Genomic DNA, 16,972 nt, shown 5'->3' with positions numbered 1-16,972 from the left:
TCATTCTTTATTATGGAAGGATTTTTACTTTACTGCGCCGGTCATGCGTGGATACCAATACCACAATATGTCTGCCGCGGGTTTGCTGTGAATGGATGCGGATTTATCCTGCAGAGCCACCGGGAGATAATATCCGCGGCTGATGAAACCGGAGACCCAGGGACGGGTGTTGACCGCTGTGAGCATGGCTTCGTAAATATCAGCCTGTGTTTGTAAATTTATGTCCACTGAACTCACTTCCGCATTGGGCTGGTTTAGCGCTGTCCAATCCAGGCATCCGCCCTTGCCGTCTGCGCTGCAGGCGTTGGCTGCGCCTGTAGCGGACGGGTAAGCTACAGCCAGAACGAGCGGTTTTTGCAGTAAGGCTGCCAGAGGCGCGACTTCATTATCCAATAAACGTCCGGCCTCATTCGCATAATCTGCTTTTGTGGCGCTGGGATTGGCCGACAGGGAGGCAGACCATAACAGATACAGGCCGTCCACATCCTGCAGAAAGTTCAATGGCGTTTCAAAACTCGATTTTGTGTATGGCAGTGCCCACAGGATTTGACCTTTGAAATGGGCGCGCACATCCGCAATGATCGACTTCCATTGCGCTTCAACATCAGCGGGCGTGTTGGATGCGGTCCCATCTGACAGTTTTCCATTCGGCAGGGCGGGTGCGATCCAGTCACCGCCGAGGATGAGGGTTTGCGCGCCGGTTTGGGTGGCAAGATCCGCGTAGTTGACGGCGAATGCGCGGTAGCGGGTAAACCAGGTTTGCCACCATTGCGCATCTCGCGGCGCGCCCAGCCAAAAGCTTGAGGATGAAGCCGGGAATTTGGGAGTGGGGAATATTGCGACGTTAAGTCCCAGAGCGCGGGCTTGTGAGACCATGATCGCCGAATCGATCCATAATGGATCTTGCCCGGGCGTTGGTGAAAATTGCAAGGGAGAGACAGTAGCGTAAGTCCAGCTTGGGGTGAGGACGGCGATGTTTGCGCCAAGCGCCTGGACATTTGCGAATGCCTGCGGCGCGTAATAAGACCAATTGGGACGATAGGTGGATTGGAATTCGATGCCGGCGTTGAATCCGCTGGCGCGCGGGACAATACTTGTGCCGACCAGGGTAACCGGTTCGGGATTCTCAAACCATTTCCATGTATTGACCGTGTCTTGAATATCCTGACTCAAAATGCTGGTGGATGCCTGCCGTCCGTTGGGTGATGCTCCGACCGTGTCGCCGTCGTCTGCGCTGCCGCATTGACCGTTGCGGCAATACCGATAGGAGAATGAACCAAGGATATTAAGCGGACCGTAAAGCTTATATGCCCAGCGGTTGTTGCCAAGCGGCCACATGGGGATCGGTTCCATCCAGCCGAATGTATTGAACTGCATATAGATGATGTCGCCGGGCGGTGTGACAGATGGGACGGTCACTTCAAACAGGATCGGCGCGGAATCGCCGGCCGCCCAGGTCTGAACGGCATCTTGAATGGCCAGATCCTGCGCAGGCACCACAAATTCACGCAGGTTCCATTGACCGTTGACGGTGTGTTCTGCGTTCCAGAAGCCGTCGCCCAGAGTATATTTGTATTGGATGTGTGCTCCAATCGGCAATCCGATGGTGACTGAATAGCGGCCGTCGGGCTGCAGGCTTAGGATGGGCATGCGGTCTGTATTCGTGCTGACGCCGCCTTGCAGGTCAGCGAATGTATTTCCGAGTTGGAGGATATTTCCGGCGATGCGCACAGGCACGCCCGGCACGGTAACTTCAGGGACGGTCACGGTAAATGTCACGCTTACGATCTGGGCGGGTTTCACGCGCACGTCAACGCTGGTGGTGTTCCCGCCGCCGACGGTCGCGCCCTGTTCAAAGGTCTGATACATTCCATCAATACTGTACACGACCAGGTTTTGTGTCCCCTCCGGCAACCCGATCAATTCAAAACGACCAAGTGAATCTGTAAAACATTGCTGTCCACCGGCGCTGACGAGTATATTGGGTAACGTGGAGCCGGTATCGGAATTAAATACCTGCCCGACGATCGAACCGGTTGGACGTGTATATGATTTATCTCCCCAGTCGGAAACGATATCGCGTACTTCACCGGGACCCGCCACCAAATGCATACGATAGCGGATGGCCGCGCTCGAGTTCGTATCCTCAAACACTTGTACGGCGCCGCGGCGGATATAGCGATATTTCACAAGGGAGTTAAAAGGTAGTGGCAGCACTGCGGTGTATGTGACCGAGTCGCGCGGGCTCATGGGAAACTGTGTTGCATTCAACGAAAGTCCGGTCACTTCATCCATGATGGCGATGGCGAGCGTTTCATTTGCCTGCAGCGGTTCAGGAATGGTCACCACAAAATTGGTCTGCGCCATAACCTGGGGCGTTGGTGATGCGATCTCACCGGCTGGAATGGGTGTGGAGTTGCCGGGACTCACAGGTGTTCCGAACAAGGATATTGTGCATGCCTGCATGGTTAAGCCAAGCATGAGTAACACAGAAAAAATGCGGCGGGTTGATGGGGCTATCTTGTTCATTCTCTCTCCTCGGTACGCAAATTGAAGCGCTTCGCGCGCCGCGCTAACTTGTCTCTGCGTCGGCCATGTTCCGCTTTCGCCCGGCGTAGGCGATATAGCTCAGCCCGATGCTGACAAAATATAATAAGATCATTGGCGCCATGACCAGTCCCTGATTGACCGGGTCGATGGTGGGTGTGACGGCCGCGGCGGCGATGGCAATGACCACGATCGCCAGACGCCACTGCTGTGCGAGCGCCTGCGGTTTAATGATTCCGATCGCGGACAGGACGTAGATCACAAGCGGGAATTCAAATGATATGCCGATCCAAAACATTATTCCGGTCACAAATGAAAAATAAGATTGCGGGCGCAGTTCGGTCTTGATCCCCAGGAAATTATTCAGGAAAGGCAGGGCGGCCGGCAGCATCACAAAAAAAGTAAATGCCGCGCCTCCCAAAAATAAAAAGGTTGCCAGCGGAATTCCAGCCAGTCCCATTTTTCGTTCGCGGGGTGTTAGACCCGGTGCGGCAAATATCCATAACTCGAGCGCGATGTAGGGGATCGCCAGCGCGATGCCGGAGAACAATGCCACCTTCATGAAGACGCTGATGGATTCGGTTACTTCAATGGCTTTTAGTTTGTCCAGCCCGCCGACAGGCTGGGCGAGGAAGTTAATAATATTTTGTGTAAAAAGAAAGGAGATGCTTACGGTCAGCATAAGCGCAAATACCATCCGCAGCAGATGGGCACGCAGCGCTTCAATATGATCCCAGAATTCCTGGCGGGCTCTTGTGTCTGCGATCAGCCCGCTGACCGTATCGGCAATGTCGTTTTCCCGAGTTTCCGCGTTAAGATAGTTTACAAAGCGTTTGATCGCCCGAAATGGAAACGCAAGAATAGCAAAGATGAAGCGGAATGGGGCTGTAAGGATCCGCCAGGCGCCCCAAAAAAATTTACGCATCTTGTTGTTGATCGCTCTCGTTTGATGTTGGGTCTGTTTCGTTTTGCGGGCTTACAACGATTTCCGGCGGAGTTGCAGATATATGCGTGTCGGGAAATGGGCGCGAGTGTGCCGGAGCCTCGGGATTCTTTGTCCGGCTTGAGGTGTTATAGCGATTGCGCGGTTTCTCCCGCCGACCGGTGGTGGCGTTGTTTAGTTCATTCCCGATCATGTTTAAGTCTTCATTCGCTTCACGCATCATGCGGTTGGGCCATGTGCGCGCCTGGTGGGATAGCTTTTGAAATACCTCCCAGCCTTCCGAGGTGACGATCTTGCGCAGGAATTTACCAATGGTCAGCCCGGCTTTTTGCATATCCTTGGGGCCGAGGACGATCAATGCAAGGATGACAATAAAAATGAGTTCAGATGGACCGATGCCGAGGATTTCCATGGGTTACGATTCCAGATTTTCGGTTTCTGCAATGCGATTTTTAATGATTTGATGGATCTCCTGTTCATGTTCCACCAGTGTGCCAAGCACGCCGTTCACGAAGCGCGGAGCGGAATCTGAACCGTAAAGTTTTGCAAGTTCGACCGCTTCGTTGATGGCAACCTTAACCGGAGTTTCGCGTGAGACTGCGAATTCCCAAAACGCGATACGCAGAATGTTGCGATCAATGGCCGCGATCTGATCGAGCGGCCAGTCAGGCGCGTATCTTGCGATCAATTGGTCCAGGTCTTGTTTAAGGGGCAGTACGCCAAAGACGATCTGCCGCGCGAATTCGGCCAGATCATCGCCAAGCGGTACTTCTTCGAGGCGAATCGTTAGCACATCGCCCGGAAGGTGATTGTTCGCAATATCGGTTTCGTAAAGTACTTGCAGAGCAATACCGCGCGCTCTGGATCGGGGTTTCATGCTTTCAAGCCTCGCTGTCTGCGTAATCTATATCTTCGATGTGGATGTTGACGTGACCGACATCCATGCCGACCATTTCATGAATGGCGCGGGTCACATTCTGCTGAACATTGCGGCTGACTTCGCGGATATTCACATCCTGCAGCAGGATGAGATGCAGGTTGATAAATACAGTGTTCTCTTCCGTTTCAATACGGACCCCGTCGCCTGCTCCGCGTTTGAAGAAGCGATTCACACCCCCAGAGACGGGCGCGAGTCTGCTGACGCCGGGCACGCTCAACGCGGAAAGCCGCGCGATGGTAGTGAGTACTTCGGGGGATACGGTTGTTTTGCCTTGCATGTTCTCTATCATGGTTCACTCCTTTTACATCATTGCCATGCCGCCGTCCACGCCGAGGACTTGACCGGTGATATACGCGGATTCGTCCGAGGCGAGAAATGCGGCGGCGTAGGCGATCTCTTCGGGTTTGCCTTTGCGCCCAAGCGGGACCATTTTAAGCGCGGCTTCAAGTACTTCGGGTGTCATTGCATCCAGGATCTCCGTATCCACAAAGCCCGGCGCGATGGCGTTGACGGTGATATTGCGCGCCGCGATCTCGCGTGCGAGCGCCTTGGTGAATGCGATCTGTCCGCCTTTGGATGCGGAATAATTCGTCTGTCCGGGGTTGCCCATTTGACCGGCGACCGATGCGATATTGATGATCCTGCCAACACGTTTGCGCATCATGTGTTTGACCGCGGCTTTCGAGCAGTTGAAGGTGCTCTTCAAGTTGGTGTTAATGACCGCGTCCCAGTCTGCTTCGGGCATCATCATGATCAGCTGGTCGCGGGTGATGCCGGCGTTGTTGACCAGAATGCCCAGGTCGCCGAAGGTTTCGATCGCAAATTTCACCAGCGCTTCGGCTTGTTTGAAATCTGAAACGTCCGCCTGAAATGCTGCGGCTTTGCCGCCTGAGGCTTGATTTGTTTAACTACTTCTTCAGCAGACTCGGGTGACTTATTGTAATTGACCACCACCGCCGCGCCGCGTGCCGCGAGTTCCAGGGCGATGGCGCGTCCAATTCCGCGCGAACCGCCAGTGACGAGTGCTACTTTGTTCTCTAATGATAAGGTCATGATGTCGGTTCCTTTTCTGATGTCATTACAAGGAAGATCGTTTCCCGACGGAGCAATTCTGAATTAAGCAGAAGATTGCTTCGTCGCAAGAACGCTCCTCGCAATGACATTATGATTATTTGGAATTATACACTCTGTTATGTATGACTTGACCTTTTAACCCAAAAGCCAGACCCGCGCCGCCGCCCAATGCAAGGATCGCCGCCCATAGGAAGGCATCCTGCCAGAAGCGGATGGGAAAGAGGCGGATCAAGGTATCTGAATAATAAAAGAGCCACGAGTCGCCTTCGAAAAATATTGAATGGAAGAAGCTGAAGAATTGCCAGAATACATCTGGGCTGATGGCGATGCCGATGCCCGCAATGAGTCCCAGTGAGACAGCCAGCCCGATCATCCACATTCCGCCGCGGCGCAGTCCGTTGATGAATTCGTAAACCCAATCTCCGCGCCAGGCGAGCATGGCAAGCAGCGCCAATATCGCAAGTGAGATATACCAAACATTCAACGCGCCGCGCACAACATTTTTCACGTCGGCCATGTGGGTGAGTTCGCGTTCGTTATACAGCGGACTGCCGTTTTCGAATTTCAGGTCGCCGAGATAGGAAATATCCCCGTTGTTGATGAGATAGTCCACCGCGAAGGGCGCCCAATGCAAACGGTCCTGCTGTGTGAAGCCATATTCGTCGGCGGGGAAATAAGGCATTCTGTATTCGATGTTGAAAAAAAGCGGGCTGAGTAGAATCCGCAGGGCGGTGCCGATCAGCGCCAGCGGGATGAGGAGAGAGGTCAGATAAGAGAGGATGTTTTTCATGGTTTCTTTTTATATGTACGTTACTGCTTTGGCGGAAGTGCACCGCCTCGCAACGACATGGAACTACTGCAAAAATTCCAGGCCGCCTTGAAGCACAAAGCTGACGACCATATCGTTGACGATCCACTCGATGGGGGCGAGGTCGTCGGTGAAGACTGTGGTGGTTGTGTAGCCGTCTTTGAAATTTGCAAACGTGGATGACATGGCCGCGATCAGTAATGGGTCAACATTCGGGTCGGCAGCCAAGGCAACCAGATTGTTAGAAAAATTTTCACGCAGCGTGGGCTGTTTGGTGGCGAAGATCATGGTGTTGAGTGTGCCGGGGATATCCATAATATGAATGGATGGGAAGACCGTGCCTATCGTCGTCGCCAGTCCGTCTATCAGGCGGCGGTCGCCGGGGACGGAACCAACATTGATGGTCAGCACCCCGTCATCGGTCAGGTGCGAAGCGACGATGCTGAAGAATTCCTGCGTGGTCATGTGCGGGGGGATGTATGGGGGGCGATAGGCATCCACGGCGATAATGTCATATTGATATGGACTGCGTTCAAGGTTCAAGCGTCCGTCGCCGATATGCACGGTTAAATTCGGCAGGTCCAACCCAAAATATTTTTCACCGACCTCCACGATCTTTCCGTCGAGTTCAAAACCGTCAATGGCAATCTCCCCATAGACGGCGTTTGCCTGACGCGCAGCCGTGCCTGCCGCGAGCCCGATGATCGCCATGCGTTTGACATCCTGAGGTTTGCGGTCCGCGTAAAAATATGGGCCGACCAAAAATTGTTCCCACGGGCCGCCGTAATTCATTGTGTCGGGATGATAGATCGAGTGAATGCCCTGACCATCATTCAGTTTCAAAAGCGTAAACCCGTTCGCTTCCTGCACCTGAATATAGTTATAGGCGGACTCGGCTTCATAGATCTGCCCGTTGCTGGTCTTGAGCGCCTGCCCGGCGGAAAGCACGGCAACGATCGCAAGCGCGACAGGCATCCAGATCAATTTGAACATTTCACGCGGGCTTGCGAATTTTCCCAGACCAGCCAGCGCGACGAACAATAAAAACAATCCGAAGACCAAAAATGTTTTGGTTGTACCGATGGTCGGGATGGTGACGAGCGTGGGCAGGAAGGTGCCGATGAACGAGCCAAGGGTTGAGATGGCGTAGATCTGCCCCGAGGCCTGACCTGACTTTGAGGTATCGTCCACCAGCAGGCGGATGGCAAAGGGGGAGATCATGCCAAGCAGGGTGATGGGTACGCTGAACAGGATCAATACTGCGACGAACGATCCCGCCATGATGCCGACGCTGAGCGCCTCAAACGCGGTCGCCGCGGACCTGAGGACGGGTCCGGCGATATAGGGGACGAGTCCAATTGTGAACGCGCCCCACGCCAGGATGCGGTACATGGCGGCGGGCGTCGGGTTTTTATCCGCAAATTTACCGCCAAGCGAATATCCCAGCGAGAGATAGATCAGGATCAATCCGATAATGCTGGCCCAGACGAGATTGCTCGTGCCGAAGACATTGCCGATGAGTCTGCCCGCGGCGAGTTCGGCGGCGAGCGTGGTCATGCCAGAGACAAAGACTGTAAAAAGCAGGTAGCGTTTCATTGTTGTTCCAAGAAATAAGATGGGGCGGATTATACACGCTATGAGCGGATGAACTACATCCTCATCACGACGGGATATCAAGGAATATTTTTTTGGATATGATCCGCCTGAAACCGATTATTGAGTTGTGACCTGGATTGACTCGATCAGCCTGTCCAAAATCAGCAAGGAAGGGGTGTAACTATCAGCCGGCGCATCGTTCAATTTTTGGGTTACGGCGCTTAAGTAGGCTGGGAAATCAAGATCGGTTCCGCTGCCGAAGGGTATGCCATCCGCGGGAGTGACGGCGTCCGGGCTGCCGTTGGAGACAAGAAATGCGGCGTTAACGTGAAAGATGGCTGAGACAAAATATTCACCATCCGTGGTGATCCCTTGATAGTAGTAGAACAAGTCTTCGTTGGTGATGGGGGCGAAGTTCGTCAACACCTGGGTCAGTTGGCGGACGCCATGACCGTTCTTGAAGTTGACGGGCTGGGCTTGCGCCGAGAACTCTCCCTGTAATAATCCATCAGGCAAGGGCTGGGAGGTGTCCGCTCCGGAGAGCAGGGCGGTGACAGCTTCCTGCAAAGGCTGTCCATAGGCCGCATACTCTGAAGCATTGAATACCAAAAGTCTGGCAGTTCCCGCTGCCGGAAAGTTCGTGAATTGAAAAGCGATATGTTCCGCCATGGGTCCGTTACTTGGGTTGATGTACGGAAACTCAACATCAGTGGTCTGTGAGGAGGATACGCTTAAGTTCAATTCCAATGGAATTTCAAAGTTGATATTGTCATATGAGACGGGCAATCCGCCGGCAGTTGAAGCGGCGGGATCGGTTACAACGATCTCGTATTCCTTTTCCCCGATCTGACCGCTCACCATGGTCCCGACACACCCTGCAAAAACTGTGAATTTATACGTGCCAGATTCTTCAGGAATACCGCTGATCATGGCGGCGTCTTCACCATCCATCTGAACAAGCTCCAGCCCGGCCGGCAATGCTCCGTTTGAAATGCTGACGCTGTCCAAAGGTGTGACATTTTGCGTGATCTGTATTTTTGCTTCATATAAAACACCAACTTGCGCGGCCGGCAGGGAATCGGGTTCAAAGATGAGCACTTCTGTCACAGGTTCAAAATAATATGGGTCTGGCTGCGGGGTGGCGTCAATCGGACCTGTGAAGAGCGAGCAGGCGATCGAGAAAAATACAGTCAATATGAGCGCTGACAAGACGGGCACGGCTTTATTTTTCATGGTTTCCTCCAGGGCGAATCGCCTGAAAATTTTGAATGAGATGCGCGGATTATACACGGGGGATGAGGAAGCCTCCGTGCCGCGTGATGCCGCAACAGAATAGAAGAGGGAATATTTTAGCGCGGGACGGGACTACGTTTAATTGTTGAGTCTTATAAATATCACTGTTTGAACCGCAAAGCCCGCAAAGAGCGCGAAGAAACCAGCGAACTTCAGGTTAATGTTTTTTCCGCTCCTGGAAAAACCATGAGCTATACTTGGACTTGCTCAACGCAAGAGTGTGCGGCGCAAGTGTCTCCGCCAAAGAATAAGCGCGGCTCGCAGACACAGTAGAAAAATTTTGAGGTTTACCCAAATGTATATTCCCAAACTTTACTGCGAAGAAGACCGGGAAAAAATAGTTGAATTTCTGCGCGCGAACAATTTCCCGGCGCTTGTCACTTACGACGGTCAATTACCGATCGCCACGCACCTGCCTGTGGAAGTCCGCGAAGAGGAAAACGGTGCGCTGACCATTCTGGGTCACATGTCGCGCGCGAACCCGCAGTGGAAGAGCTTTGGCGAAGCGGAAGTCCTGCTGATCTTTCAGGGCGCGCACACGTATATTTCGCCGCGCTGGTATGGACATGTCAACGTGCCGACCTGGAACTACATGATGGTGCATGTATATGGAAAGGTGCGCCTGGTGGAAGGGGATGAACTGTATGCGCTGTTGAGTCGATTGGTAAACAACCACGAAGAGCCTGTTTCGTATAGCCTTGAAGGACTGCCGCAGGACTTTGTGCAGAAAGAGATGAATGGCGTGGCGGGTTTTGCGGTGGATGTGACACGGATGGATGCGGGCTATAAGCTCAGCCAGAATCGAAATGATGCCGACCATGAGAACATCATCCGTGAGCTGGAAGGGCGGGGGGACGAGAATTCAACTGCGGTGGCGAAGGCGATGAAAGGTAAAGGAAAGATGAAGGATAAGAAGATGTTGGGAGGCTGCTTCGGCAGGATTAGGAGCGCCGCAACATAATGGATTTTCCTTGACGAAACATGCCCGCGCGTATACAATCCAAGCCGTTATGTGACCAGCGTCTCCGCGAGGAGGCGCGTTTTCTGCCAGAAGCGTGTTGTTCGAATGTTCAGCGGTGTTTGCCGCTTTTCAAATTCATTTTATATGGCGAAGGTAACCGCGCGATCGCGGTGAGAGGCGCCGAGGAGTAATGATGGAAAAAGTTGTATTGAAAGCCACCAAACGTGATGTATTGGGCAAGCAGGTGAGAGCCTTGCGCCGCGATGGTCAATTGCCGGCTGTGATCTATGGCCGTCATGTCGATCAACCGGTCTCGATCTCGCTGGATGCGCATGTCGCCGAGCAGGTCTTTGCCAAGCTGACATCTTCCACGCTTGTGACGATCGAAGTAGCCGGCGGCGAGGAATTCACCGCCATCGTGCGCGAGAAGCAGCGCAATTATATTAAAGGCAATCTGACACATGTGGATTTCCTGGCGCTCGACCTGACCGAAAAGATCCGCACCAAGGTGCGCCTGACGTTCGTGGGTGTCGCCCCGGCTGTGAAGGATTACAGCGCCGTGCTCGTGCACCGCATGGACGCGCTCGAAGTGGAGTGCTTGCCGACCGACCTGCCCGAACGTATCACGGTCGATATTTCCTCCATTCGTGAGATCGGCAATAACATTCACGTGCGCGAGATCCCGCTGCCGGAGAATGTGCTTGTGCTCGATGACGAAGATGATGTTGTGATCGTAGCCACACTCGTCAAGGAAGACGCCGCTGACGCCGCTGCCGTTCCCGGCGCTGAAGCCGCCGCCCCTGACCTTAGCGTTGAACGCGGCAAGAAGGACGACGAAGCCGCCGCGCCCGCCAAGAAGTAAGTTTTTTGAATTCAAAAAATCCGCCATCATTTCGATGGCGGATTTTTTATTTTAATACTTCAAGCACTTTGAGGAAGTTCACGGTCATGCGCGCGGTGGCGCCCCACAACAATTCGCCGTCGTAGGGATGGTACGCGATCAACGATCTTTCTGATTCGCGCAATGAAAATTCCCAGTAGTTTTTTTTGCTGGCAAGCCATAAGAGCGGGATGGTGAAGATGCGCCCGACCTCGAAGCCTGAAACTTTGAACGCGTATGGATATGGGATGACACCCACGACCGGGGTCACCCGAAAGCTGCTGATGGTTATCAACTGGCTGAGCCGCCCGAGGACGGTGACATCCGCAGGGCTCATGCCGATCTCTTCATCCGCTTCGCGCAAGGCGGTCTGTTCCGGCGTGGTTTCGCCCTCATCGCAAGCCCCGCCCGGGAAGGAAACCTGTCCCTTATGCGATTCGACCCGCTCGGTGCGGCGCGTGAACAGGATGTGCCACTCGTCTTGAACATAGGTCAGCGGAATAAGCACAGCCGCGCATTTTAGGACGGTGTCCGGCTTAACGGGCATCTCTGCATAGCCATCCGAGTCGGGCGCGTTTTGCTCCGCTTCGAAAAGTTTTTGGGCGATGTAGTCTTCGGTCAGGTTTGGCATAAATATTTATAAAAGAGATGGCAAGGGAACCGCGAGAGGCTTTCCTTGATAGATGGTCTTCATATGAATAAAATTACCTGTTACGCATCTTCACGCAGCGGGCTGCCGCAATAGGCACATTCCGCGGTGATATCGTCAAGCCATTCGATCTCATCGGGCCTGACCGCGCCGCCGCAGGATGGGCAGTGCGTGGGCAGGATCGGTTTTTTTGCCGGGGCAGATTCAGCGGGAAGTTTCTGAGGCGAGTTGGCGTTCAGTAAGTCAGAGATCTCATCCGCTTCAACATTCAATCCGCGCGATCTGAGTTCGTCCAGCGCCTGCTGTCCGAAGGCTTGCATGCGCGGGAAGCGGCCCTGGTCTGCGAGCAGGGTTAATCCGCGGCGCAGGTGAGCAACGCCCGCCTGGACCTGCCCGCTTAGAATGGCGGCGCGGCCGGCCTGCATGAATAAAAATGGCGCGCGCTGCGGGAAGCGCGTTTGAGCGCCTTGTGCCAACTGGTTGTAAGCCTCCGCCGCCGCGGAATAATCCGCATCGGCCATCAATTGATTGGCGCGTTGCAGCATGGGCGGGATGTTCGGGTTTCCCATTCCCCTAAACAAGCGTTGTCCTCTACGACGGAACATGGATAAGCCTCTGATACTAGAAAAATTTATGATTCAATGCCAACTTCATTTGCCAGTTCCAATCCGCGCGGATCGGTGGACGGTTCGATCCTTCTGGCGAAGATCAAATAACCGGTGTGCGCCACCATGCGGTCGGTCGGGCGCAGACGGGCCGGGTCAGATTTGTAATGGCGCAGCATCAGCTCGCAGACCTCCACGAACGCGAAGCCATTTTTCTTCAAGGCGTACAGCGTCTTTTCCACTTGATTAAAGGTGGGCAGCAATGTCCCAAAGAATCCGCCGGACTTGAGCGCGGCGCGCACCTGCGGGATGTAATCGAATGAATTTTGCACATCGAGGAAAAATGCGTCCGCATCGGTTTCATCGAAGCCTTGCATGATGTCGCGCAGTTTGAAGTCCACGCGCGCGGCCAGCCCGACGCGCTCCAGATTCTTACGCGCCAGGTTTTGGGTATCCTGTTTTTGTTCATATGAGATCACGCGTCCCTCCGCGCCGACCGCGGTCGCCAGGGCAATGGTCATGGAACCGGAGCCGGTGCCGGCTTCCATCACGCGCTGACCGGGGGCGACTCCCATCGTGATGAGAATGTATCCAATGTCTTTTGGGTAGAGGATCTGTGTGGCGCGCGGCAGGTCGTTGAGGATGTCTGAAATGGAGGGCTGTAATAAAAAGAACGGCGCGCCCATGTGACTGAAGACCTGCGAACCCCACGGCTTGCCGATCAGATCGTCGTGCTTAAGGACGCCGCGATGACTTTGAACGTCGCCGCCGGCTTTGAGGGAAAAGATAAAGTGTTTGTGCGTAAGCCCGACCAGTTGGGCAAGGTCGCCTTCGCTTGCGGTGGATGTGTAGATCATGATGTTTGTTTTACTCCCTCTTCATTATTGGATTCGATCTGCGGAATGATGACGGCATTTCTTAACTTCCGATTGGAGGCGATCAATACCGCGAACATCCCGACCGCCAGCACGCTCATGCCGCAGATCGCGGCTGGAATGATATTGAAAACCCAGCCTGTTTTTCCGATCAATTGGCCGATGGTCGAGATGCCCATGCCGACGGCGCAGGCGTTCCAGATCCCGTGAATGGCCACAGCGCAGAAATACGCGGCGAAAAAACGCGCGGTTCTTTTTTCACGGAAGGCCGAAACGATGCCCCAGCCAACCAGGCCTGACGCGGTGATATGTAAAAGGCTGGTGCCTGCGCGGACGCTGACGATGACCGGCCAGCTGACGCTGCCGTCTCCGCTCGCGTTCAGGCTTTCGACCAGGGCAAATGCCGCGCCGCTTAACATGCCCAGTGCGAAGCCCTGCGCGGGCGACGCCACTTTTCGGGCAAAGATCCAGACTGCGAGCGGCTTGATCAATTCTTCGATCATGGGGACCAGCAGGGCGATGTATCCCAGCGCGGCTGCGATCACAGCGGGTGAGGTGATATAGGGCGCGAGCGTATTGATGATGACCTGCGGGTCGGATTCAATTTGGAGGCTTTGGCTGAGGTTGATGATCTCCCGCAGGAGTTCGGGTTTTTGAACCGCGATCAGGAGCATGCCAATGATCACGACTCCCAATAGCGAGATCATTTCCAGCACGATCATGATCAACGGACCGATCGTCATGCCCAGACCCAGCGCGCTAAAGAACCGCCAGCGCGGGCCAAGCTCGATCCCGTGCGTGCCAAGGCCGAATACGATCCAGATCGGCGGTGCGATCACGAGAACGGTTAATGCGGGGAGTAATATCCAGTTCAGCCAGGCGATCTCTGCGAAGGCGGCCGCGCCCCCGACGCCTGCGGAAACACTGACAACCCCGATCGCGGCAGCGACCTGCCAGACCGCGAATGGGAACTTGAATGAAAGGTCGGCTTGCGCGCGTCCCATTGCCTTTTGCAGGATGAACCACAGGCAGATCACCAGGATGATGAACATGAGACCGAACGCGAAGGAACTGATCATTCCGCCGGCCGGATCAGCGCCATTGGTGAAGAGTCCGTAGATTGAATTGATCCCCAGCCCCAAAGCGATTAAGAACACGAATGCCGCGCTCATTCCAAGGACGGCCAGGATCAAAACCGAAGGCCAATGTATGTTCTTTGTCTGCATTATTTTTCTTCTATGATGACACTGATGATCTTATCGCCGGGCGGCAGGCTCACGCCTTGTGACGGGTTGCGCGGAGTTAAGTTTTCAGCCGCATCCAATCCGCTGATGACCTGCCCAAAAATTGTATAACCGCCATCCAGGTGCGGGGCGGGCGCAAAGGTAATGAAGAACTGACTGCCGTTCGTGTCCGGTCCGAAGTTTGCCATGCTCACCATGCCGGGTTTGTCGAATTTCAGGCCGCTGTTCTCGTTGTTAAAGAAGTAGCCGGGATGGCCTTTGCCTGTTCCGCTCGGGTCGCCGGCTTGAGCCGCGAACCCGGGAATTACGCTGTGAAAGGTGACGCCGTCGAACCAGCCCTGCCGCGCAAGGAACACGAACGAGTTCACCGCGAGGGGGGCTTTATCGGGAAATAATTGCATGACGATCTCGCCCTTTTCTGTTTTGATCGTAGCGATATATTGCCTGGACGGATCGATATTGAAGGCGGGACAGCTTGTAAATTGTTTTTGCCCAAGCGCGATCAGCCCGATCGTGTCGCTCATGTTTTGATAATCGAGAATATACGACGGCTGGAGCGCGCCATTGATCAGCACCAGCGGCACCGCCGGGACACTTAATTTTTTTGCCGCTTCATACATGACCATCATCCTGGTCGTGGTTTGACCGTCCCTGATCGCCGCTTCAAGTGAAGCCCCGTCCATGCCAGCTTTTACAGCTTCGCGGATGACCCAGGCGTCAAAATCAATCGGAGCCAGAGACTGCCATTCATTGTATTTGGCGAATAACAGATCATACATTGTCCAAAATTGACCTTGCTCATCCGCCGCCAGCGCGGCAAGAATGGCTTTGTCAGATTTGTCCATGATACCGATCAGCGGAAAAGGGCGGAAGACAAAGCGCACATCCGTATGGTTGCGCATCAACTCGCCGATCACGCCCGCCATGGTGCTGCACCCCTGCGCTTGAAAATCACAATACTCAACAATGGTCACTGGCGCATCCGCCGGCCCAAAGGAAAAATCAGTTTGAGCGACGGGCGGGAAGAGCGATTCAGCGCTGGGCGCCAGGGTCGGTTCGGCGGAAATGGCGGCACAGCTAACGGCCGGGGTGGGCGTATCCAGAATGAGCGGGTTTTCAATGACGACCGCAGTGGAAACAGGCGTGCCTTCTGTTGCGGGCGCACAGGCGTTAAGAACGAAAGCGGTTGTAACCGACAACAGCAGCAAAAATAAGATCCTTTTCATTTATTGGTTTACCGTTTTCTGTAGTTGTTCAAAACTGGTCATCCATGAAATGGTATTGACAAAGTCAGCCAGCGAGCCGCTTTGTTCGCGCAGGGCGCGCACTGCCGGGCCGACGGGGTCTTCTCCAGCCGCGCCGCCGGGCGAATCTGCGTAGGCTCCGAAAAATGCAAAATACGCCTGGTTGATCTTGCGGAATAAATACCCGTTGCTCAGGAACATCAGGCGGCGTTCCTCCATGTATGCTTCGGCTTCCTCGATCTTTCCTTCTGCAAGCAGGGCATCCACGTTAACGCGGGTTTCGCGCATTTCTCCGCGAAAATCAAATGTTGTTTGTGAAAGGGTCGCGGGCTGGGCACGGTCAAAGGGAACAGAGATCAAGCCCGGGCGCGGATGGGAGGCGCTTTTCAGTTCGGGATAAAAACGTTCGATGACGAGTTCTCCAATTTCATTGCCGGCAATGGATGCGGTCGTCTCATTCATCGTGCGGAGTTCGGGCGTATTGCTGTACAAAATTCCAAGCGGACGAAGGGTAAGGTAATTATGGATCCACTCGTGCGCGACCGTGCTGAGCATCCATCTCATGTCTGTGCTGCGCATGACCATGGTCGGGTAAACACCCACGCCCCCGATATGCACGACCAGCGATGATGAATTAAGTCCCTTGTCCACACGGCTTTCAAGCGCAGCCTGTTCATCAACAGTGATATCCATGTTGATGGAAATATTTGCGGTTTGTTCGATGCGGTCGCGCGGTGAGACGATCAATGCCATGGGCAGTGCCGTCGAGTGATACAAGACATTGGGCAGCGGCTCACCAAGGGCGGTCAGACCCAGCTCTGCGAGAATTTGACTGACCTGATCTTGCAGGACAGCTTCGGCGAAGGGCGCGAGTTCGGATTGGCGTGCTTGTTGCAGCGCCAATTCTTCGCGGACCGAGGCCGAGGCACTTTCTTTATCGAGAATGGCGGCGTCCGCGTAGATCTGTTCGAGTTGATATTCTTTTTCGAGGATGGCGCGGGTGACGCGAAAATATTCTGTGACAGCCTGTTTTTGGGCCGAGTTATTTAATGTGTACGGCACTCCGATGGACGCCGAGCGTAGTTTGAGCATGGCGGCATTCGCCATCCAGGTAACATAATTGAATTCGATCTGGCGTGTGTAAGCGCGCACCTTTTCAATTGGATCTGAAAGGGAGGGGTTGCCATAGTTGACGAGCAGGGCGAGAATGAGCAAGGTAATTCCCATTTCAAGCCCGCGTACGATACGATTAAACATGCATGGGATTATACCCGTACGGGCGCAGCGTATCAAAAGCGAAAGGCGAAGCCATG

General features: G+C 54.2%; 16 protein-coding genes and 1 pseudogene. 2 read left to right on the top strand and 15 right to left on the bottom strand.

From position 1 onward, the window contains the following. Positions 1-24: 24 nt before the first annotated feature. The 9 genes and pseudogenes from IPL17_RS24820 to IPL17_RS24780 form a co-directional block, all read right to left on the bottom strand. On the bottom strand, positions 25-2,529 hold the full coding sequence (locus IPL17_RS24820) for a hypothetical protein (RefSeq protein WP_345309773.1): 2,505 nt from the start codon (positions 2,527-2,529) through the stop codon (positions 25-27). 43 nt (positions 2,530-2,572) lie between these two features. Further along, positions 2,573-3,472: a twin-arginine translocase subunit TatC gene (tatC, locus tag IPL17_RS24815; RefSeq protein ID WP_345309772.1), complete on the bottom strand. Its 900-nt coding sequence runs from the start codon at positions 3,470-3,472 to the stop codon at positions 2,573-2,575. Next, positions 3,465-3,902 carry a hypothetical protein gene (locus IPL17_RS24810; RefSeq protein ID WP_345309771.1) on the bottom strand — a complete coding sequence of 146 codons (438 nt, stop codon included), beginning with the start codon at positions 3,900-3,902 and terminating at the stop codon, positions 3,465-3,467. The genes tatC and IPL17_RS24810 overlap by 8 nt, the downstream gene beginning before the upstream one ends. A gap of 3 nt (positions 3,903-3,905) precedes the next feature. Continuing rightward, the gene (gene nusB, locus IPL17_RS24805; protein ID WP_345309770.1) at positions 3,906-4,367 is read right to left on the bottom strand and encodes a transcription antitermination factor NusB; all 462 of its coding nucleotides are present in this window, start codon (positions 4,365-4,367) and stop codon (positions 3,906-3,908) included. Between the two features lie 4 nt (positions 4,368-4,371). Then, positions 4,372-4,719 carry an Asp23/Gls24 family envelope stress response protein gene (locus IPL17_RS24800; protein ID WP_345309769.1) on the bottom strand — a complete coding sequence of 116 codons (348 nt, stop codon included), beginning with the start codon at positions 4,717-4,719 and terminating at the stop codon, positions 4,372-4,374. A 12-nt stretch (positions 4,720-4,731) separates the two neighbouring features. Beyond that, positions 4,732-5,483 (bottom strand): annotated as a pseudogene (gene fabG, locus IPL17_RS24795) (3-oxoacyl-[acyl-carrier-protein] reductase). Positions 5,484-5,598: 115 nt separating this feature from the next. Further along, positions 5,599-6,294: a TIGR01906 family membrane protein gene (locus IPL17_RS24790; RefSeq protein WP_345309768.1), complete on the bottom strand. Its 696-nt coding sequence runs from the start codon at positions 6,292-6,294 to the stop codon at positions 5,599-5,601. Between the two features lie 63 nt (positions 6,295-6,357). Then, a complete protein-coding gene (locus tag IPL17_RS24785; RefSeq protein WP_345309767.1) occupies positions 6,358-7,908 on the bottom strand; it encodes a fused MFS/spermidine synthase in 1,551 nt (516 codons plus the stop codon). 117 nt (positions 7,909-8,025) lie between these two features. Continuing rightward, the gene (locus IPL17_RS24780; RefSeq protein WP_345309766.1) at positions 8,026-9,141 is read right to left on the bottom strand and encodes a hypothetical protein; all 1,116 of its coding nucleotides are present in this window, start codon (positions 9,139-9,141) and stop codon (positions 8,026-8,028) included. A gap of 355 nt (positions 9,142-9,496) precedes the next feature. On the opposite strand from IPL17_RS24780, the gene IPL17_RS24775 reads away from it, so the two are divergent. Together IPL17_RS24775 and IPL17_RS24770 are read left to right on the top strand one after the other, a co-directional pair. Next, entirely contained in the window at positions 9,497-10,162 is a 666-nt protein-coding gene (locus tag IPL17_RS24775) for an FMN-binding negative transcriptional regulator (RefSeq protein ID WP_345309765.1), read from the top strand. 193 nt (positions 10,163-10,355) lie between these two features. Next, positions 10,356-11,024: a 50S ribosomal protein L25 gene (locus IPL17_RS24770; protein WP_345309764.1), complete on the top strand. Its 669-nt coding sequence runs from the start codon at positions 10,356-10,358 to the stop codon at positions 11,022-11,024. Between the two features lie 46 nt (positions 11,025-11,070). Here the strand turns inward: IPL17_RS24770 and IPL17_RS24765 are convergent, their stop codons facing one another. From IPL17_RS24765 to IPL17_RS24740, 6 genes are all read right to left on the bottom strand, one after another. Beyond that, entirely contained in the window at positions 11,071-11,673 is a 603-nt protein-coding gene (locus IPL17_RS24765; protein ID WP_345309763.1) for a CoA pyrophosphatase, read from the bottom strand. An 80-nt stretch (positions 11,674-11,753) separates the two neighbouring features. Continuing rightward, the gene (locus IPL17_RS24760) at positions 11,754-12,296 is read right to left on the bottom strand and encodes a hypothetical protein (protein WP_345309762.1); all 543 of its coding nucleotides are present in this window, start codon (positions 12,294-12,296) and stop codon (positions 11,754-11,756) included. A 26-nt stretch (positions 12,297-12,322) separates the two neighbouring features. Then, positions 12,323-13,153 carry a tRNA (adenine-N1)-methyltransferase gene (locus IPL17_RS24755; protein ID WP_345309761.1) on the bottom strand — a complete coding sequence of 277 codons (831 nt, stop codon included), beginning with the start codon at positions 13,151-13,153 and terminating at the stop codon, positions 12,323-12,325. Beyond that, positions 13,150-14,397: a PrsW family glutamic-type intramembrane protease gene (locus IPL17_RS24750; protein WP_345309760.1), complete on the bottom strand. Its 1,248-nt coding sequence runs from the start codon at positions 14,395-14,397 to the stop codon at positions 13,150-13,152. The genes IPL17_RS24755 and IPL17_RS24750 overlap by 4 nt, the downstream gene beginning before the upstream one ends. After that, on the bottom strand, positions 14,397-15,641 hold the full coding sequence (locus tag IPL17_RS24745; protein ID WP_345309759.1) for a peptidylprolyl isomerase: 1,245 nt from the start codon (positions 15,639-15,641) through the stop codon (positions 14,397-14,399). Before IPL17_RS24745 ends, IPL17_RS24750 begins: the two co-directional genes overlap by 1 nt. Further along, on the bottom strand, positions 15,642-16,916 hold the full coding sequence (locus IPL17_RS24740; protein WP_345309758.1) for a hypothetical protein: 1,275 nt from the start codon (positions 16,914-16,916) through the stop codon (positions 15,642-15,644). Between the last annotated feature and the right edge of the window lie 56 nt (positions 16,917-16,972).

Source organism: Candidatus Villigracilis saccharophilus, assembly GCF_016711665.1.
Note: the sequence above shows the minus strand (reverse complement) of the source record. Positions and strands in the feature narration are given on the sequence as shown.